Source organism: uncultured Paraglaciecola sp., from assembly GCF_963977085.1.
In the GTDB taxonomy this organism is placed as follows: Bacteria; Pseudomonadota; Gammaproteobacteria; order Enterobacterales; family Alteromonadaceae; genus Paraglaciecola.
In genome coordinates this window covers 57,016-76,772 of sequence record NZ_CAXBNC010000012.1, presented here as the reverse complement: position 1 = coordinate 76,772, position 19,757 = coordinate 57,016, and the positions used below count along the sequence as shown (strand labels likewise).

The 19,757-nt window shown below is 40.2% G+C and carries 21 protein-coding genes; 10 read left to right on the top strand and 11 right to left on the bottom strand.

What is annotated here, in order from left to right; genetic code table 11:
* Nucleotides 1-69: 69 nt before the first annotated feature.
* The 3 genes from htpX (at nt 70) to AAC000_RS14450 (ending at nt 2,305) form a co-directional block, all read left to right on the top strand.
* Nucleotides 70-945: a protease HtpX gene (htpX, locus tag AAC000_RS14460; RefSeq protein WP_339723512.1), complete on the top strand. Its 876-nt coding sequence runs from the start codon at nt 70-72 to the stop codon at nt 943-945.
* Nucleotides 946-949: 4 nt separating this feature from the next.
* A complete protein-coding gene (locus AAC000_RS14455) occupies nt 950-1,873 on the top strand; it encodes a Dyp-type peroxidase (RefSeq protein WP_339723510.1) in 924 nt (307 codons plus the stop codon).
* Nucleotides 1,874-1,996: 123 nt separating this feature from the next.
* On the top strand, nt 1,997-2,305 hold the full coding sequence (locus tag AAC000_RS14450; protein ID WP_339723509.1) for a hypothetical protein: 309 nt from the start codon (nt 1,997-1,999) through the stop codon (nt 2,303-2,305).
* Between the two features lie 23 nt (nt 2,306-2,328).
* Here AAC000_RS14450 and AAC000_RS14445 read toward each other — a convergent pair whose 3' ends face one another.
* From AAC000_RS14445 to AAC000_RS14410, 8 genes are all read right to left on the bottom strand, one after another.
* The gene (locus tag AAC000_RS14445; RefSeq protein ID WP_339723508.1) at nt 2,329-3,423 is read right to left on the bottom strand and encodes an adenylate/guanylate cyclase domain-containing protein; all 1,095 of its coding nucleotides are present in this window, start codon (nt 3,421-3,423) and stop codon (nt 2,329-2,331) included.
* A 54-nt stretch (nt 3,424-3,477) separates the two neighbouring features.
* A complete protein-coding gene (gene hemL, locus AAC000_RS14440; RefSeq protein WP_339723507.1) occupies nt 3,478-4,773 on the bottom strand; it encodes a glutamate-1-semialdehyde 2,1-aminomutase in 1,296 nt (431 codons plus the stop codon).
* A 47-nt stretch (nt 4,774-4,820) separates the two neighbouring features.
* On the bottom strand, nt 4,821-5,825 hold the full coding sequence (locus AAC000_RS14435; RefSeq protein WP_339723506.1) for an aspartate carbamoyltransferase: 1,005 nt from the start codon (nt 5,823-5,825) through the stop codon (nt 4,821-4,823).
* A 48-nt stretch (nt 5,826-5,873) separates the two neighbouring features.
* On the bottom strand, nt 5,874-6,341 hold the full coding sequence (locus AAC000_RS14430) for a GNAT family N-acetyltransferase (protein WP_339723505.1): 468 nt from the start codon (nt 6,339-6,341) through the stop codon (nt 5,874-5,876).
* Nucleotides 6,342-6,414: 73 nt separating this feature from the next.
* Nucleotides 6,415-7,797 carry a DUF3300 domain-containing protein gene (locus tag AAC000_RS14425; RefSeq protein ID WP_339723504.1) on the bottom strand — a complete coding sequence of 461 codons (1,383 nt, stop codon included), beginning with the start codon at nt 7,795-7,797 and terminating at the stop codon, nt 6,415-6,417.
* 205 nt (nt 7,798-8,002) lie between these two features.
* Nucleotides 8,003-8,620, bottom strand: coding sequence for a GTP cyclohydrolase II (gene ribA / locus AAC000_RS14420; RefSeq protein ID WP_339723503.1), 618 nt, complete (start codon nt 8,618-8,620; stop codon nt 8,003-8,005).
* Nucleotides 8,621-8,766: 146 nt separating this feature from the next.
* Nucleotides 8,767-11,613: an EAL domain-containing protein gene (locus AAC000_RS14415; RefSeq protein WP_339723502.1), complete on the bottom strand. Its 2,847-nt coding sequence runs from the start codon at nt 11,611-11,613 to the stop codon at nt 8,767-8,769.
* A 102-nt stretch (nt 11,614-11,715) separates the two neighbouring features.
* Nucleotides 11,716-13,167: a YdiU family protein gene (locus tag AAC000_RS14410; protein ID WP_339723500.1), complete on the bottom strand. Its 1,452-nt coding sequence runs from the start codon at nt 13,165-13,167 to the stop codon at nt 11,716-11,718.
* 67 nt (nt 13,168-13,234) lie between these two features.
* Here AAC000_RS14410 and AAC000_RS14405 point away from each other — a divergent pair, with 67 nt between their 5' ends.
* The 3 genes from AAC000_RS14405 to AAC000_RS14395 all read left to right on the top strand — a co-directional run bounded on the left by AAC000_RS14405 (nt 13,235) and on the right by AAC000_RS14395 (nt 14,981).
* A complete protein-coding gene (locus tag AAC000_RS14405) occupies nt 13,235-13,561 on the top strand; it encodes a cytochrome c (protein ID WP_339723498.1) in 327 nt (108 codons plus the stop codon).
* A gap of 60 nt (nt 13,562-13,621) precedes the next feature.
* Complete coding sequence (locus AAC000_RS14400; RefSeq protein ID WP_339723496.1) at nt 13,622-14,203, top strand: HD domain-containing protein; 582 nt, start codon at nt 13,622-13,624, stop codon at nt 14,201-14,203.
* Between the two features lie 97 nt (nt 14,204-14,300).
* Nucleotides 14,301-14,981, top strand: a complete 681-nt coding sequence (locus AAC000_RS14395) for a glutathione S-transferase (protein ID WP_339723494.1) — start codon at nt 14,301-14,303, stop codon at nt 14,979-14,981.
* Between the two features lie 69 nt (nt 14,982-15,050).
* Here AAC000_RS14395 and metJ read toward each other — a convergent pair whose 3' ends face one another.
* Complete coding sequence (gene metJ, locus AAC000_RS14390) at nt 15,051-15,383, bottom strand: met regulon transcriptional regulator MetJ (protein WP_339723492.1); 333 nt, start codon at nt 15,381-15,383, stop codon at nt 15,051-15,053.
* A gap of 145 nt (nt 15,384-15,528) precedes the next feature.
* Here metJ and metF point away from each other — a divergent pair, with 145 nt between their 5' ends.
* Together metF and AAC000_RS14380 are read left to right on the top strand one after the other, a co-directional pair.
* The gene (gene metF, locus AAC000_RS14385) at nt 15,529-16,413 is read left to right on the top strand and encodes a methylenetetrahydrofolate reductase (protein WP_339723490.1); all 885 of its coding nucleotides are present in this window, start codon (nt 15,529-15,531) and stop codon (nt 16,411-16,413) included.
* 33 nt (nt 16,414-16,446) lie between these two features.
* On the top strand, nt 16,447-17,346 hold the full coding sequence (locus tag AAC000_RS14380; RefSeq protein WP_339723488.1) for a virulence factor BrkB family protein: 900 nt from the start codon (nt 16,447-16,449) through the stop codon (nt 17,344-17,346).
* An 18-nt stretch (nt 17,347-17,364) separates the two neighbouring features.
* Here AAC000_RS14380 and AAC000_RS14375 read toward each other — a convergent pair whose 3' ends face one another.
* Together AAC000_RS14375 and AAC000_RS14370 are read right to left on the bottom strand one after the other, a co-directional pair.
* Nucleotides 17,365-18,000, bottom strand: coding sequence for a DUF2959 domain-containing protein (locus AAC000_RS14375; protein ID WP_339723486.1), 636 nt, complete (start codon nt 17,998-18,000; stop codon nt 17,365-17,367).
* 2 nt (nt 18,001-18,002) lie between these two features.
* Nucleotides 18,003-18,230, bottom strand: coding sequence for a hypothetical protein (locus tag AAC000_RS14370; RefSeq protein ID WP_215926855.1), 228 nt, complete (start codon nt 18,228-18,230; stop codon nt 18,003-18,005).
* Nucleotides 18,231-18,325: 95 nt separating this feature from the next.
* Between AAC000_RS14370 and pip the strand changes: the two genes are divergently transcribed.
* Nucleotides 18,326-19,294 carry a prolyl aminopeptidase gene (gene pip / locus AAC000_RS14365; protein WP_339723483.1) on the top strand — a complete coding sequence of 323 codons (969 nt, stop codon included), beginning with the start codon at nt 18,326-18,328 and terminating at the stop codon, nt 19,292-19,294.
* Nucleotides 19,291-19,728, top strand: a complete 438-nt coding sequence (dtd, locus tag AAC000_RS14360; protein ID WP_339723482.1) for a D-aminoacyl-tRNA deacylase — start codon at nt 19,291-19,293, stop codon at nt 19,726-19,728. The genes pip and dtd overlap by 4 nt, the downstream gene beginning before the upstream one ends.
* Nucleotides 19,729-19,757 lie beyond the last annotated feature (29 nt).

Here is a 19,757-nt window from a genome sequence, read left to right as displayed (position 1 = left end):
TCTAAGAAAAACATTAAATTTCGATACGCTATGCTGATTTTGAATTCTATTGCTGGGGAATGTTAAACAATGAGAATACTATTATTCTTAGGTACCAATATAGCTGTTATGGCTTTGTTGGGGCTAGTATTTAGTCTATTTGGGATCCAAGGTTTATTGGCTGATAACGGTGTTGACCTCGATCTTAATGCTTTGCTGGTATATGCCGCAGTGATAGGTTTCAGTGGTGCTTTTATCTCGTTGTTTTTATCCAAGTTTATGGCTAAACGCAGCATGAAAGTACATATTATTGTCAATGCAGAAAACCAAACTGAACGTTGGTTAGTTAACACAGTACAGAATATGGCTAAAGAAGCGGGGATTGGTATGCCAGAAGTCGGTATTTTTTCCCATTCTTCACCTAACGCCTTTGCTACCGGTTGGAATAGAAATAATGCCTTGGTTGCCGTGAGCACTGGGCTTTTGGATGCCATGCCAAAAAATGAAGTGGAAGCTGTGCTTGCACATGAAGTAAGCCATGTGGCAAATGGCGACATGGTGACCATGACGCTGATTCAAGGTGTAGTAAATACTTTTGTGGTGTTTTTATCGCGTATAATTGGTCATGTTGTTGACCGAGTTGTCTTTAAAGTTGAACGAGGACATGGACCCGCTTTTTGGATTGTTTCTTTTATAGCTGAGATCCTGCTTGGGTTATTCGCGACTATGATTGTTATGTGGTTTTCCAGATACAGAGAGTTTAAAGCGGACGCTGGCGGCGCAAAATTAGCTGGCCAAAATAATATGATTGCAGCACTGCAACGTTTGCGTAGTTTTAAAGAAACCCCAAAGTTACCTGATGAAATGGCGGCGTTGGCCATTAATGCGGGTAAAATGCAGGCAATATTTTCTAGTCATCCTCCATTAGAAATACGCATCAAAGCATTACAGAATTTGAGGTCTTAGCATTATGACTCAGGCTCAAAAAGGTATCTGCGCAGAACCTAATCTTCATGCATTGTATCTGACATTTACAGTAGTAGATGATGACACCCAAGCGATGCGAGTAAAATTAGCCCGTATTCTCGATTTGTTTACACATTTTGACGAAGAATATTACGAAGCAATGGTATCGGGCGTTTTGGCCATAGGCACAGATTATTGGTATGAGCTTTACCCTGACATTATCCCCAATGAATTAGCTCCGTTTCCTTGTATGAATTGTGACGATCGCAGTGCGCCTAATTCTCCTGGTGATCTCTTTATTCAAGTCAAAGCGGATCGAATGGATATCTGTCATGCCATAGGTACAGAAATTATTCAGTTGCTAAAACCCCACGTTGACTTATATGAAGAAGTGCGAGGTTTCCGATATTTAGATGGCAGAGACTTAACGGGTTTTGTGGACGGCACAGAAAATCCCCGTGGCATGCACAAGTTTGATGTGGCCATAGTGGGTGACAAGGACCCAGACTTTGCTGGTGGTAGTTATATTCATGTGCAGCGCTACCGCCATAATATGACTAAGTGGCAACTACTGCCAAAAGGCAGTCAAGAAGACGTAATTGGCAGAACCAAGACCGATAACGTTGAATATGCCAGTGACAAAAAGGCCGCATTTTCCCATACAAAACGTACCAGTTTGAAAGACGAGAACGGTAAAAGTATAGAAATGCTCAGACAAAGCATGCCTTACGGGGATATGTCAGTGCAGGGCTTATATTTTGTTTCTTGTGCCAGTAGCCCAGAGCCATTTATTAAAATGCTCAGGAGTATGATTTTTGGTGATGAAGAAGGCACATACGACAAGTTACTAGACTACACCACAGCCGAAACTGGTGGCGCATTTTTTGCGCCATCTATTACTTTTATCAAACGACAAGCTAAAGATTAAGCTTCACTTTACCTAATGTATCAATATTTTGGAAAATGCTGCTGTAGCAAAGTGACCATAGAGTTTTCTTGTCCAAAAAAGTTAAGCAGTTACACCTCGAGAAAGTGTGATTGTGAGTATTGTATGCAGCGAGGTATTGAATATTTATCTGATCCACAAGGTCAGATCACCTTTGTATCTAACAGCCCTTTGCGTTATGAAAAACAAGGTTCAGAACAAGCTACTTTTTTGCAATGTAGTCATTGCCAGACGATTGTAGGTGTTTGTTATCTTTCTGAAGAAGAGTCTGTGGGCAGTGTAAATGCCAAGGTTTTGGAACAATATTTGAGTTTACAGGGAAGTGTTGCTGTTTCACCAAAAAAATTGAGTAATGCTGAAAAAATAGGACGTTGGACTGAATTGTGGTCGCAATTACAAATTGTTAAAAGTTGAGTCAGTGTTGTTGAGGCGTACTATTACTCTAATAATATTGACCCATCCCAATCTTCTGCCAACTCAGTATTTTTTAACTTAGCACATTGGGCTAAATGATGTTTGGCGAGAGTGTCTTCAGGGTAGATATCCAAAGCTTGTTGAAAATGGGTGATGGCTTGTTGCCAGTTTTGTTGTTTTCTACACCCCAAACCCAATGAAATTAACTCAGCGTTGGCGAGTTTTAAGTGTTTTATATTGGGGGCTTGGTGATCGATTATTTCGTAGACTTCTATTGAGGCCTTTCTGCCTTTAACTCTTACCCAGTCTAATAAGCGGTATTCAAACAGGCCTTTGGCATCGGCTTGATGCAGGGTTTGGGCACTGATGACTATGTCAGTATTATATTTGGGTGCAAGAGCCTCAAGCCTATAGGCAATGTTAACGCTGTCGCCTATTACAGTGGTGTCCATTCTGTCATCAGAGCCAACTGTACCAATTATCACTGGGCCAAAATGGATCCCTATACCAATATTCACTGGCGGGTAATTACAATTAGCTCTATGTTCGTTATAAAGATTAATGGCGTAACGTAAGTCCAGCGCAGCACGAATGGCGTCTTGGGCTTTATCGGTATTGGTGCCTGTTGGCCGATCAAATAACGCCATAACAGCATCGCCAATAAATTTGTCAATGAACCCCTTATTTTTATGAATGGGTTCGTTCATTCGTAAAAAGTAGGAATTTAAAAAATTCATTAATTCTTGTGGGCTCATTTGTTCAGATAAACTAGTAAAACCTCGAATATCTGAAAATAAAATGGCGAGCTCGTCTTCGTCAGCTCGGCCAAGTTCTAAGGCTTCTGAGCCATGTTTTGCGAAGTGATCAACAAATTGTTTAGGTACAAACTTACGAAAAGTCTGGTTTAAACGCATCGCTTCATCAGCTTTGTCCTTATATTGTTGTAAGGTTTCATCGCTTGATGATTGTTGTGCACTGGTGTCAGCTTGTTGATTGCAAGTGGCATTACTGCTGCTTAAACGCGCTGTTTTTTTAAGAAGCATGATTAACACTACTGTGAACAGTGCAATGATAGCCAATAAAAACAGCGGTAATGGTTGTAATACTTGCTCAAGCATTGGGTGTATTTTATCTCTCTAAAACCAAGGTTTGGTTAGCAGTCTCATTATTGATTAATTGCATCGAGCGGCAACATTCGCCAATACCTTATCGGCTATAGCTAAAGTCTGTTGCACAATTTCATCATCATGTGCAGCCGATACAAAGCCTGCTTCATAGGATGCCGGCGCTAAATACACACCATTGTCTAACATACCATGATAGAAGTGGTTAAATTGTTCTGTGTTGCAGCTAATGGCTTGTTGGTAGTTGGTAACTCGCTCTACATCAGTAAAAAACAAGCCAAACATGCTGCCGGCGTAGTTAACAGACATCGGAATACCGTGTTTGTTCGCTAGGGTTTTAAATCCTTCCGCCAAGGTTTGTGTAGTTTTAGTCAATTGATCATATAAACCTACTTTCTGGATCTCTTCCAGCGATGCTAAGCCTGCAGCCATAGCCACAGGGTTACCCGATAGTGTACCAGCTTGATACACAGGGCCATCAGGGGAAATATGTCGCATTATTTCGGCTTTACCACCAAATGCGCCTACTGGCATACCGCCACCAATCACTTTTCCTAAACAAGTGAGATCTGGTTTAATGTTGTATTTTTCTTGGGCTCCGCCACGTGCAACTCGGAAACCTGTCATCACTTCGTCAAATATTAGTAATGCGCCATATTGATCGCAGATATCTCTAAGCCCCTGTAAAAAACCATCAACAGGAGGAATACAATTCATGTTACCTGCGACGGGTTCAACAATAATGCAGGCTATATCTTCTGGATGTTGTTGAAACGCATTAATGACTGAATCTAGATTATTGTATTCCATGGTCAGAGTGTGTTTGGCAAAATCAGCAGGAATGCCAGGAGAGCTAGGCACTCCAAAGGTTAATGCTCCTGATCCTGCTTTAACCAGCAAAGCATCGGCATGACCATGATAACAACCTTCAAACTTCATAATTTTGTCGCGATTAGTGAATCCTCGCGCTAAACGTATCGCACTCATGGTGGCTTCAGTACCTGAGTTGACCATACGTAATACTTGCATCGAGGGGACTAACTCGCTGACCTTTTCTGCCATGATCACTTCTGCTTCGGTGGGGGCTCCAAAACTTAACCCATTGGCTGCTGCATCAATCACAGCTTGGCGAATCTTAGGATTATTATGCCCTAGTACCATTGGCCCCCATGATTGTACGTAATCAATATAACGTTTGCCGTCTACATCAAAAATATAAGGTCCGTCAGCCTTACTGATAAATGGGGGAGTGCCGCCTACTGCCTTAAAGGCTCTAACTGGGGAATTAACGCCGCCAGGAATATGTTGTTTAGCGCGGTCGAAAAGGCTTTTTGATTTTTGCATAATGACTTCTTTTTATTAGTTGAATTTTTAGCTGAATAATTTGTTAGTTAAGTATTTACGTGCCAAAGCACTTCACGATCAAACTGGGTAACAATGTTTTCCACACCTAGAGTGAGCGCAAATAATGCCATACGTACTAATACACCATTATCTGTTTGACGAAAAATGGCAAGATTAGGGTTTAGATTTAAATCATTGTCTAGTTCGTTAGCCTCTGCACGGGAATCACGAGGTAGCGGATGCATTATTACGGTTTTTGATTGAAAATGTTTGGTGTAAATTTGCTGATTGAGTCGAAATTTACCTCGGTATTGATTGGCTTCTTCTTGCGAGGGAAAACGTTCTTCTTGTATGCGTGTTTGGTAACAAATATCCGCATCCACGCTGCCTTCAAATTGGTCAGTAATTTTATACTGATGACCTGCATTTTCAATGGCGTCAATAATAGCGCTCGGCATAGACAGCTCTTTAGGTGAGATTAAAGTAAAACGAACATTGTTAAATAAACATAATAACTTAGATAATGAATGTACTGTTCTACCGTATTTTAAATCACCAATCATGGCGATATGCATACCATCAATACTGCTGCCGTGATCGAGCAATTCTTTTTGGATAGTATATAAATCTAAAAGTGCTTGAGTAGGATGTTCATTAGCGCCATCGCCACCGTTGATGACCGGAATGCGACTGCCTTCGGCAAATTCTGCCACTGAACCTGAGTCGGGATGGCGCATAGCAATAATATCAGAGTAACCGCTGAGGACACGGGCAGTGTCGTATAATGACTCACCTTTTGCTAAAGCAGAGTTACTTAGTCCAGTGGTTTCACGCACTTCACCGCCTAATAGATTAAATGCTGTGCCAAAACTGACTCTTGTACGGGTACTTGGCTCGAAGAATAAGTTACCTAAAATTGCCCCATCTAACACTGTAGTGCGTTTTTGCCTTTTGGCATAGGGCAACATTTGATGGGCAACGTTAAATACTCGCTCAATTGCGTCGCGGTCGAACTGATTGACCGACAGAATATGGTTACCTTTAAAATTCATTTGGTGCGTAACTTATATAACCTTAGGATATTGTGCATTTTACCAAATTTAATCTGCACTCCCTAATACCAATGTCATAAATTTACTATTGGGGTCCTCTTGATAGTCTGCAAAGGGCTCGCAAAATTTAAAATTGTAGCTTTTGTATAGTGCAATAGCGGGTTTGAAAAAGGCTTGAGAGCCTGTTTCTAAGCTAATACGTTTTAGTTCCCGTGCTTTTGCTTGCATTATTATATGTTCAAGTATGTGCGTAGCTACACCCTTGCGCAAATGCTGGCGGGACGTGCGCATTGATTTGATTTCAGCATGTTGCGAAGATAATGCCTTTAATGCCCCACAACCCAATAGGTCTTGTTGCTGCCAAACTGTCCAGAAGGTGATATCTGGTTGGCGAAGTTTTTCTAGATCTAAGGCATGTACACTTTCAGCCGGTGATGTGGCGTACATATCGTCTAAATGTTGTTGCAACAATTCCACTACTTTAGGGTGGGTGAGATCGTCAATTTGAATTTGCAAAAAATAGCTCAAATTATTATTTTGAATGGATTAAGAATAATAACTTGAGCAGATTGTCGTTATCAATAGTAGGTTAATGATCTTTACCACTACTTTTACTTTGGCGAGACACTTTTACCGGCCGCGACTTGTTTTGTTGGCTCGATTTGGCGCGATAACTGTTACTTTTGGTACTGCTTTTATAGTTTGATTTGTATTTGTGACTCTTATTTTGAGAGTTCACTGTGGTGCGCTTTTGTTGTTTATTTTGCGCCTCTATTGATGAATATTTCTGGTTATTTCTCTGCTTAGCGTCCACTTTAGTGTAATGGCTAGTTTTATGTTGTTTGCTAAGAACCTGCTTTTGTTGATTTTTACTTTGATTAATAATCCGTTGTTTATTACTCGCCACCTTATTCCCCTTGAAGGTTTTGGTTTGACGAGCCGTTTGTTGTTGATGAATTAAGGCTTGTTTGACGCGTTTAGCCTCATTAATGTTATTTGTACTCTTATTTTGTCTATGGCCATAATCACTCAGGTTCAACACCCTTTGTTTATCAATTTGTTTATAACTTTTGAGTTTGTTGCCACCGTTAATGTTACGTACGATTCGCTGTCCGTTAATTTGATATTGAACGCCTCTTCTATGTTTTTGGTTATGGTTCCAGCGCGGATATTCTTTAACTCGCACAATTTGGCGATTATTGTGATGCGATGACCAGTGTCTATTTGCATATTTACGGTAATGGTAGTTAGCTACAACGTGACGATTGTGCCAATGAAAGCCTCCAAAATAGAAGTTGGGACGAATGTTAAAGCCTATGCTCCAATATAACCCCGCACTAAAAATACTATGTCTTGGGCGATCCCAGTAATAGGGTTGATAGTTGTCCCACCACCAGTTTCCATAGACAATGCGAGTATCGTAATAGGGCACATAAACCACTTCCCTACGTACTGTTTCTATTACAATTTCACCTTGGTCATGCTCAACATTTACATAATCATTATTAGTTAAGTTGCCTTGTTCATAGGCCTTTTGACGCAAATTTTGAACGCTTGTTAATATCTGCTGTTCATTCACTAAAAAAGCACTACCTAAGGATTGCAACCAGTCTAAGTCATCACTTAGTTTTTGTAATAAGTCATTGAATGGCACTAAAGCTTGTACACTTGGATCCCAGTCTTTGTCTTCCACTGCATTGAGTGCTTGTTGTTCATCTAAATCTGAATTGGCTGCGCGCCAACGGGCTGCTTGGATTACTTCTAACGGGTAGGTCGACGCCACTAATATATGTGAAAGTAAGGTGTCTGGGTATAGGGCTATCGGGGCTAACATTTGATCTAGTTGAGCTTGATCAAGTTCGGTAATTTCAGCATCGTTTGTTTGCTGCCCTTGAGCAGGTTGCAGGGCGCTACTTGCTAATAGGCAAAAAATACTTAAATAAATGCACAGGTACTTGGTTTGGATTCGCATAACCCTTTCCTTATATAATCGTAAACTCAAGTGTTACCAAAATTGCGTTTCACTTAAGATGTTAGACTAGGTTATACGATTGTTTGCCTTAACCATGGCTGAATATATACTGACGTAAAGGTTTTTTAACTCGCGTTCTGGCTAGGTGGATGTTGCCGCAGATAACCTAATGATTTTAAGGGACGCGGCAGGTCTTTAATAAAATTTACTTAAATAGGTGTTTATCGAACTGATGGCCTAACTTTTCTGTTTTTGTGCGAATGTAATGTCGATTATCATCGGTTATTCCATGATCAATGGGGGTACGTTCTACAACGTTAATGCCCATGCTGGTAAGTGCTACACTTTTCTTGGGATTATTGGTCATTAAATTGACATTTTTTACGTTCAGCTTTTCTAAAATCAACTTACAAATACCATAATCTCTAATATCTGCATCAAAACCTAAGTGTTCATTTGCTTCAACGGTATCCATGCCTTGATCTTGTAGATGGTATGCGCGAATTTTATTTAGTAGGCCAATGCCCCTGCCTTCTTGACGTAAATATAGAAGTACTCCTTTGCCTTGCTGAACGATGTTTTGCAATGCTTTTTCTAGTTGTGCACCACAATCACAACGAGTACTAAACAATGCGTCCCCAGTTAAACACTCAGAGTGAATACGAATAGGCACAATATCATCAATGTCCCATTTCCCGTATGACAAGGCGACATGTTCTTGCCCAAGTTCATTATCAATAAAACCATGAATGTGAAATTTGCCCCAGTGAGTGGGTAAATTGGCTGAGCTAACATATTGATACTGATCTGATTTAGGCTTCATATAGTGTAAAACGTACTTTGTTAATGGGAAAATTGCGGGCTATTCGCCCACTAGCTGCGTACTTGGACATCAAAGTTAAAGTACATCTCCAATCTGGAAGTATTTGAGTATATGGGCATGATTCAGAGTTTTACAATAGCTTGAGATCATCTATGTGCAGTGAAATCTTTTAGTGAATGTGGTTTAGCCACGCCATAACCTTGGGCAAAATCAACCCCCATTTTACCCAGTTCAACCATTATTTCTGTAGATTCAACAAACTCGGCGACTGTCTCCATACCCATTGCTTTAGCCACATCTTTAATTGAATTCACCATAGCCATATCAACAGGGTCGACAAGTATGTCTTTAACAAAACTTCCGTCAATTTTGACTTGATCAACGGGCAGATTTTTCAAATAGTTATAGGAAGAAAAACCACTACCAAAATCATCTAAGGCAAATAAACAACCCAATTTATGGAAGGTATTAATAAACTCTAAGGTTTCATCCATTTTTAAAATCGCCATGCTTTCGGTGATTTCGAAACATACTTTTTGATAGGGGACTTTGTGCTTTTCAAAGGCATTTAAAACAAATAGTTTAAGCTCTTTATCTGCTAAGGAGTGACCACTTAGGTTAATACTGACTCGTTCTAGTTCGGCATTGTGTTGCGGGTTATTTCCTAGCCAACTGAAATAATTCTCTACAACCCAACGGTCTATTTGTGCGGTAAGGCTATAACGTTCGGCAGACGGTAAAAAAGCCCCGGGAGCAATAACATTGCCTTGTTGATCGCGCATTCTAAGTAATATTTCGTAGTGATGCCCCTGCGCTTTTTGACTTAAGGATTGATAATGTTGGTAGTATAATTCGAAGCTGTCGTTTTGCAGCGCATGGTTAATATGAGTTACCCAGGACATTTCAGATTCATATCGTTGCATATGAATGTCTTCAGCAGAATAGGTATGTACTTGGTTGCGGCCACGTTCCTTAGCTAAATAACAGGCTGCGTCTGCCATACTTAATAACTGTTCTGGTGAATTGATATTAGGCTGCCAAGGGACTTGTCCTATACTAATGCCTAAGGTGAATATTCGATTTTCCCAAACAAAACGAAATTCTTGCACTGCAGTCAGTAGTTTGTTGGCCAGCAAATAAGCCATTTGTGCGTTATCGCCTTCTAATAATACGCCAAACTCATCGCCACCCAGCCTCGCTAAGGTGCCTTTTTCCTTTACTACCCCATCAAGTTTTTCCGATAGTTGTTTAATTAACAAGTCGCCCGCTTTGTGGCCACAGGTGTCGTTCACTACCTTAAACTGGTCTAAATCCAAGTAGAGAAGGGTGAGATCACTATTTTGATTTTGAGCATTAACCAATGCACGTTGCAGTCTACGTTCAAATTCACGCCTATTGTAAACACCGGTCAGTGAATCGTGTGAGGCTAAATATTCAAGGCTAATATTTGATTGCTTGCGCTCGGTTACATCTGAAATAGAACCAAATAAGTACTGCTTATCCTGTTCTTGTTTGATTTGCCCTGAGATTGCAAACCAAAATTCGCTACCGTCTTTACGTACACCTTTGGTTTCTTTACCAATGACTTTATCGCCTCGATGTATTTCTCCTAGCATAATGGCACGATCTTCAGGGTTAGCGTAGAACTGCGAGGCATTCTCTACTTCCCGTAGCATTTCATCCACATCGGTATAACCAAATAGGGTGCACATCGCTGGATTCACGCTTATGAGTTGACCGTCCAAGCTTGAGGTATATAAGCCCTCTGCAGAATTCCTGAATAAATCATAAAAGTGTTGCAGATCTGTTATTGCCAACTGTTGTTGTAAGCTGTGGCGATTGGTTATAACACGCTCATGGGCTTCAATTGCCAGTGCGACTAACATTATGCCTAGCATGATGAACACAGCAAACAGCAAGGAAATTTTTTGTGTTAATGGGATGCCAGTTAAAAATAATGTCACTTGACCAAAGCCGCTTAAAGCTATACAAGCTAACCCCATTAAACAAACTAAATTAGCAATTTTTTTGTCGGGTTTGTGATAGAAAAATCCCAGCAAACCGACAAGTAAAGCTGAAAATGCAGCCATGAGCACTGAAAATGTGATTTGCTGCCCGCTGTCTGAAGAAAAAGCCATTCCCAGAGTAATAAAGCCAAAACTATACAAGGCATAACGCCAAATAGTAGGAACCCCTTCTAAAATGGCAAAGGTGACTTTTGCTGACGTGAGTAATAATAACCCAAACAATGCAAAGCTGAGATTGGATATGTAGGCAGTGATACCGATAACTTGACTTAATACCCCCTTAGTATTTAAAAATAACAATAAAAATGCCGCACTCGAAAGGGCAAACCAAAAACGTACTGGGCTACGCATAAAGATATAAGTAATAAAGAAATAACAGGCGAGCAAAGTAAGGCCACCACTAATAAAACCAATGATAGCTAGCAGTACTTGTTCTCTTTCGACTAATGATGACTGTTTATCTATGTCGATGGAAAAGACTAAGGGGCCATCGTCGTTTATTCTTAGAAAAACCGTTACAGCTTGTTGTTCTGCATTGATAGGAGTAATAAATAGTCTGTGTCTGAAAGGGCGTTTAGCATAATCTCGATTCACGCCCATTAGGTAGGAGCCTAAGATGCGCTCTTTTTCGTCCAATAAAAACACATCAACATAGTTCAGGTAAGGGTTGTCTACAGTCAGAAAATATTGTTTCTCATCAGGATCATCAAACACAATCTTGATTTTCCCCCATAAGCTTTTATCTTGGCTTATTTGATTGGGGAAATAACTGCGTTGCCACTCTTGTAAATTTTGAATATCGGACAACTGTCTACTTTTGTCTGTCACTAGCCAGTCAATTTCCGGCAGCAAGTTGACCTGAGCGTTTTGTTTGGATATCACCACCTGCTCAGCAGCCATGTTATTTGTGGACCAAAAGGCGCCTACAAAATATAAGATCAAAGCAATTGAGTAGAGTGACTTCATGATTACTCTGTAGCTATTACGAATAATATACGTTGGCGTATATTGCACTTTATTGCTACTACTTTTGCAAAAATAGCGGTGTGATTTCAAAAATTATTAACCTTAACTACTACAAGATATTTCTAATTGTTTCCCCCAATCGGGTGGTGGCGCAGAGAATTTCTGGTATTCCTCAATTTCTTCGTATGGTTTTTTTAGTGCAGCAATAAACTGGTGAAACATTTCAAAATTCCCCTCTTCTGCTCGATCTATTACTTGTTGCGCCAAATAATTGCGCAACATTATATGTGGATTGTGATGGCGCATTTGGGTTTGTCGTTGGGTTTGTCTGATTCCTTGTTTTGATAATGCCAAGGCGTATTGTTTAGCCCAGTCATCAAACCTTTCACGATTAATAAATTGATCCCGTAAATTTTGATTATCATCCAATATATCAAACTGACATAGCTGTCTGAAGGTCACAGAATAATCCTTTTTTTCAGCCGCTAACATATCTAACCAGACATTAATGATCTGGGCATGGGTTTCGCTATTTGCAGCACTAGGGACAAGGCCTAATTTGTGATGCATCAAGGTGGAATATTCTTTTAATAAAATTCCTTCGTAGGTGCTTAGCGCTTGCTTTATCTGTTCTATTTCTAAGTACGGAGTGAAACTTTGTGCTAACGCATTGAGGTTCCATAATCCTACACCCGGTTGACTATCAAAGGAGTATCTACCTTGAGGGTCGGAGTGATTGCAGATAAAAGTCGGTTCAAAATCATCTAAAAACGCATATGGTCCGTAATCGAAGGTGATGCCATGAATCGACATGTTATCTGTATTCATTACTCCATGATTAAAGCCAAAAGCTTGCCACTTCGCAATTAACTTAGCCGTGTCTTGTACTATTTTTTCAAGCAATGCTAGATAAGGAGATTCGGCTTTGGCGCATTCAGTAAAGTGATACTTAAAGCAATAGTCAAATAAACTTTGCAACTTTTGTGGTTGTTTACTGTGATAAAAGTATTCGAAGTGGCCAAAGCGCAGGTGACTTTGACATACTCGGATCATCTTAGCTGCTCTTTCTTGTTTTTCTCGGTATACGGGTTCGTCACTGGTGATTAAACATAATGCTCGTGAAGTAGGGATCCCCAAATAAAATAGCGCTTCACTGGCCAAGTATTCTCTAATTGTAGAGCGCAATACTGCCCGTCCGTCAGCAAATCTCGAATAGGGGGTTGGGCCAGCTCCCTTTAGGTGCAAATCCCAGCGTTGTTTTTGTTTGTCAATGGCTTCTGCTAGTAACAATCCACGCCCGTCACCTAATTCTGGATTCCAATGGCCGAATTGATGACCTCCATATTTTTGCGCTACCGTTCGGCGATTCAGTAAGCCTTCCTGAGTATAAAGTGTGTTAAATAACTCGGTTTCTTCTTGCCATTCAGTCGGCAAGCCTAATTCCGTGGCAAGCTCTTGATTAAAAGCAACTAAGTGTGAGTTTATCAATTTATTTGGCTTGACTTCGCTAGCCAGTGCAGTAAGTTCTTCAGCAAAAGAATGATCTAATTTCATTGAAAACGCTTATTCATTAGCATAATTTATTTACTCAAACCTCTAGGTGTAAGATTAAGGATCCAACATGAAAAATCTTAAGAAAAGTGTATTAACAATTGTATTTGCTACTGCAACCCTCGTATCTCAACCAATACTTGCAGCTGATATTGCTGCTGGAAAATCTAAATCCGTTACTTGTGGCGCCTGTCATGGCAACAACGGTATTTCTACTATCCCTATGTATCCTAACCTAGCTGGACAAAAAGAGCAGTATTTGGTTTTACAACTGAAGGCATTTCGTGATGGAGAGCGTAAAAATATGGTAATGGCACCCATGTCGGCCGGCTTAAGCGACACAGATATTGCTAATCTAGCCGCCTATTATGCGAGTTTGGATCCTGCAGGAAAATAAACAATCTGCGATTGGATAATGTCCCTTACGACTATCACTGTTTTATTCAGAGAGTAATAAATGACTGAAAACTTTCAAGCTATCACTCGCTTTATTGTCGAGATTGAAAAATTAAAAAGTGTCGATCGTAAGATTAAACCTGTTGGTTTATCACGTTATGAAAATAGCGCGGAACATAGTTGGCAAATTGCATTATTAGCCTTAACGTTATTGCCTCACGCAGAGCAAACTACTGATCCATTAACAGTTGTCACTATGTTGTTGTTGCACGACATAGTTGAGATCGATACGGGAGATAAGTTTGCTTATGATGCGAATCATGATGATTATGAAAATGAGCTGCTGTCGGCGCAAAGAATTTTTGCAATTTTGCCTGATGAACAAGGACAAACTTACCTCAATTTATGGATGGAATTTGAAAAGGCTCAAACCCCAGAAGCACAATTTGCTAAAGCAATTGATAGGTTAATGCCGGTGCTCCAAAATCTAAATAACGGCTGCCAAAGTTGGATTGACCACAATATTTCCGTGACTCAGATACTGCATAAAAATGCCGCTATTGAAAAAGCAAATCCGCAGTTGTGGCAATGGCTAAAGCAGCAAGTAATAGAGACAGGGGAACGCGTGGGATTGCGTTGTTAATAAACACTACGAATACATACAAATATTCTATCAAAAGTGGTCTTCGCTTAGTTCTGTGCGTATAAAACACTGAATATTTGTTATTAAGGAACCCCAGATGATCACACTACACCACTTAAATAATTCCCGCTCGCAACGCATTTTGTGGTTGTTAGAAGAACTTAATCTTGAATACCAAGTGAAACATTATCAAAGGGATAAAGTCACTAACTTAGCCCCTAACACCCTGACATTAATACATCCTTTAGGTAAATCTCCAATCATAACGGATGGAGAGGTCACTATTGCTGAGTCGGGGGCCATAATTGAATATCTGATCGGCACTTATCACAAAGAGAATGCAGCGGGGCAGCTTGTTGACCCGCCGCGTGGCACAGAAGTGCATAGACAATATATTTATTGGTTGCACTTTGCTGAAGGCACACTGATGCCGCCCTTAGTGGCAAAGTTAGTACTTGATAAAGTAAAAGCCAGTGCCACACCCTTTTTTGTCAAAATGATTGCGAATAAGATTGTTGATAAGCTGATGGCGTCTTATTACGGACCGATTATTGCCAAAAATATGGACTATATTGAAAGCCATTTAGCACATAACCCCTGGTTTTCAGGTGAAGAATTATCAGGAGCTGATATACAAATGAGTTTTCCACTCGAGGCCGCGGTTGCTCGAGGTAATACCAAAAACTTTCCAAACATTACTAAGTTCGTCGAAAAAGTTCATGCGCGACCCGCATATCAAGCCGCTTTAGAAAAAGGTGGAAAATACGATTACGTTTAGGGTTTCATTAGCAGGCAATCCCCTTAGGTTTTGCCTGCTAATGAACGCTTTAAATTATATTTAAAGCGTTCATTCACCATCTACTTCGGTATCTATAGTTAATCCCATTTCTTGCATCAGCTTTCTGGCTTCTTTGGGGATCAGTTGGGTGTTATCTTTTTCCAAATCTTCATCATCTGGTAGGGGTTGCCCAGTAAAAGCATGTAAAAACGCCTCACAGAGTAATTCTGAGTTAGTTGCATGTCGCAAATTATTCACCTGACGACGGGTACGTTCGTCGGTGAGAACTTTCAATACTTTGAGGGGTATTGATACTGTGACTTTTTTCACCATCTCGCTTTTTTTGCCGTGTTCAGCATATGGGTGAATATATTCACCGTTCCATTTTGTCGAATTTGCCATAAATATATTCTTTAGTCTTTCTTATGCATGGAAATTCTAAACATTACGGGCAAAAGGTCAATGATAGACTTCTAAACATCTTGACGGCTTTGCGCACAAAGTTTACTTTAGACGTCTAAACGGCTAAATACTTTTGGAGTTACCCATGGCGTCTTACGCACAAGGGATAGATGCATTAAATCAATCATTATCAGAGGTGCAGGGGATTGATGTTTCCTTTGAATTTTTTCCACCTAAAACCGAATCAATGGAACAAACCTTGTGGAAATCGGTAGAACGTCTAGCGCCACTTAAGCCTTCTTATATGTCGGTAACATATGGTGCGAATAGTGGTGAGCGTGATAGAACTCATGATGTGGTGAAACGTATACAGGCAGAGACGGGCATTCAAGCCGTACCACACTTGACTTGTGTAGACGCGACTCGGGATGAACTAATTGAAATAGCCAAGGACTATTGGCAAAGCGGGATCAGAAAAATTGTAGCATTGCGTGGTGACTTGCCTGAAGGAGTTGAAAAACCCCAGTCTTATGCATCTGATTTAGTGGCATTGTTAAAAGAGGTAGCAGACTTTGAAATTGCAGTCGCGGCTTATCCTGAAAAACATCCAGAAGCGCCAAATAGCCAATTTGATTTACTCAATTTGAAGCGTAAAGCGGATGCTGGTGCAACGGAGGCGATAAGTCAGTTTTTCTTTGATGCCGAAGTTTTTTTACGCTTTAGAGATCGTGCCGCCGCAACAGGCATTGATTTAGACATCGTTCCTGGGATATTACCTGTGACTAACTATCAAACCTTGCAACGTTTTGCCGGGTTTACAAACGTACATGTGCCGCAATGGTTACACAAAATGTATGATGGTTTAGATAAAGATGACCAAACGACCCGTAATTTGATGGGGGCTAATATCGCCATGGACATGGTTAAGGTATTGGCGAAAGAAGGCGTCAGGAAGTTTCATTTTTATACCCTTAATCGCAGTGAACTGAGTTATGCTATTTGCCATATGTTGGGTGTTAGAGCAGACTAGCCGCATCTTGGTTATTAAGGTTTATTAAAGTAAATGCAGCTTAAATCGATACGGATCGCAAATATTCGAGAAAACATGACAATGGCAAAACGATTTTTGCTGTTGTTCTTTGGGCATTGCAAAAAAGATAAAATAACGGTTTCTGCTGGGCACCTAGCCTACGTCTCATTATTATCTCTTGTGCCATTTATTATGGTGTTTTTTACTATTCTGTCTGCCTTCCCCGCTTTTGCTGAAGCCAGAGGCGACTTAGAAGAGCTGATCTTTAGTAGTTTTGTGCCTACAGCAGGCGATCAAGTGCAAACTTATATGAGTGAGTTTGTTGGAAATGCGTCTGGAATGGGCGCCATAGGGATCCTATCACTGGTTATTGTAGCCTTAATGTTGATTTCAAACATTGATAAAACCTTAAACAGTATTTGGCAATCTAAGAGTGAACGGCCACTTATATTCACCTTTGCTATTTATTGGATGGTGCTGACTTTAGGACCGCTACTTATGGGCTTTAGTGTGATCATGAGCTCTTATCTAGTGGGGTTGGCCACTTATGCTGAGGAGTACACTGCAGGTCTTACAACGACCTTATTAAAAACTTTGCCCTTTTTGACCTCAGTATTTGCCTTCTTTATCATTTATATGCTGGTGCCAAATAAAAAGATTTCGCCAAAACATGCCGCTTGTGGAGCTTTGGTTGGAGCGGTTTTATTTGAAGCCAGCAAAAAACTGTTTGCCGTTTATGTAACAAGTTTTCCTTCCTATCAACTTATTTACGGTGCTTTAGCGGTAATTCCTATTTTGTTTGTATGGGTTTATTTGTCATGGGTGGTAGTGCTCGTTGGCGCAGAGGTCACTCATGTTTTAGAAGTATTCTTGAACGAGGAATCAGAAGAAACATTTACAGAAGATGATGACGAAGTTAATTCGCCATCATGAGGTGGTATAGGTATAAAATTAACTCTTCATGCTAGAAATAAAGTTATTTGATTCAGATATGGCTTTGTTCATTTCTATAATCAATTGATTAATTTCTTTCTTAATACCGTTAAACTCTCCTTGCAGAGCGCCCACAGCATTCGCATTAAGGTTGTGTTTTAAGTACAAGACGTTGTCTCTTAATGAAGATAATATCGGCGCCATTGTACTCTCAGCTTTGCGCATGGTGCGAACTAAAGCAGTATAGCGACGTTGGGTGTCTTTTAGTTGCTGTTGGCTATCGCGCTTGAGTTTGACGTTAGTATATTTTTCAAGCTCTTCTTGCCACTCATCAAATAATGCTTCAGCGACACTCTCTACTTTATCAATACGATCGGATAAGGTATTCGCTGATTCTTCGCTGGCTTCAAACTGATCTTTGAGTTGTTCGTAAACGTCTTGTAATTCACCACCATCGAAGTTTATAAGTTGGCTAAATTCATCTAACGCAGAACTGAATTGTTTTTGCGCATCTTCTTGTGAATCTTTAGCGTCTTCAACTCGGTCTACTAAGATATCGCGTTTTTCTACTCCCACTTTTTCCCATGCCGCATAATAGGCGCTTTGGCACCCTGCTAAGCAAATGAAAAATGATATTAATATGAGCTTTTTCATGATTATCCTTTAAAACGGGCTGCGTCAATTATGGCCCAAATGTGAAAAATAAAACCAAAAAAAGCCATAAAAAATAAAATTCCGGTGGCCGCTAGGGAATAATTGACACTCACCAATACAAAAAATATGATGGCGGCTAAAATTCTACCTTGTACTAATTGCCCCAAACCGGGAATAAAAAAATTGCAAATTGCAGCAATTACATTGCCACCTGAACCTTGTCCTGACATATTCTGTCTCCGCTAAAATAAAGTAACTTTTTACATACTTAAGTAGTAAATTAAAGCATTAGTGAATAATAAACAAATGGGATGTGTAAATTTATATGACTCAACTCTTTCCTGATATCCAACCTTTTGCCTCTGAAATGTTAGACGTTTCACATGGACACTCCTTATATGTGGAACAAACCGGTAATGCGAAAGGTATTCCAGTATTGTTTTTACACGGTGGCCCAGGAGCGGGAATTGGCAAAGATTACCGACGTTTTTTTGATCCAGAAAAATATTGGATTATTGGTTTTGACCAAAGAGGATGTGGTAAGTCCCAGCCTTTTGGGGAGCTTGAAAACAATAATAGCCATGCCTTAGTTGACGATGTGCTGATTATTCAGAAACATCTTAATGTCAAAAAATGGGTGTTATTTGGCGGATCTTGGGGCTCCACTTTGGCTTTGCTGGTGGCACTTCGTCAACCAGAAAGTGTGATAGGGCTGATATTACGAGGGATTTTTCTAGCAAGAGAGCAAGATTATGACTGGTATTTAGAGGCATCGGGTGGCGCAGCGCAACTGTTCCCAGAATATTATCAGGATTTCCTCATGCCAATTAAAGGTAAGCCCGCAGATGTACCAATAGTTGATGCCTATTACCAAATATTTAAGAGTGATAACGAAGTACAAAAAATGGCGGCAATCAAGGCATGGTGTTTGTGGGAAGCTAGAATAAGTCGTCTTCATTGCCAGTTCGATGAAAGCGAACTGGTTTCTGATGTTCACAGCGCAATTAGTTTAGCGTTATTAGAGTGCCACTATATTAAACATCAATGTTTTATTGCTGAAAATCATATTTTGCAGAATATAGAAAAAATTCAACACTTACCTGCCAGCATTATCCATGGGCGATACGATAGTGTATGTAAGATTGAAGGGGCCTACACTCTGAGTCGAGCATGGCAAAATAGTCAGTTGAACATAGTACCTGAATCAGGGCACAGCTCAGGAGAGCGATTAATTACTCAAGCATTATGTTCGGCTAGCCAAGCTATGGCCAAGTTTTGGCAAGAACAGCAATGATAGCGTTAATCCAAAGAGTAAAATATGGGAAAGTCGAAGTTGATGCTAAGTGTGTAGGCGAAATAAAACATGGCATATTAGTGTTGTTGGGTGTTGAAAAAAATGATGATGAAGCTAAGGCGAAAAAATTGAGCCAGAAAGTGATGAATTATCGCATATTCAATGATCAACAAGGCAAAATGAATCTCAATGTGCAACAAGTCCAAGGTGAACTACTGGTTGTCTCACAATTTACCCTAGTCGCGGATACACAAAGTGGTAATCGTCCGAGCTTCTCCAGCGCAGCGCCTGCTCAGTTGGGAGAGTCCCTTTATGAATATTTTATCAAATGTTGTAAAGCCAACGGGATGCCCTGCCAAACAGGCGAGTTTGGGGCTGATATGCAGGTTTCGTTGCTGAATGACGGCCCTGTCACCTTTCAATTACAAGTATAATTTGCTGCTACTGGTTTTATAGTTTCTAA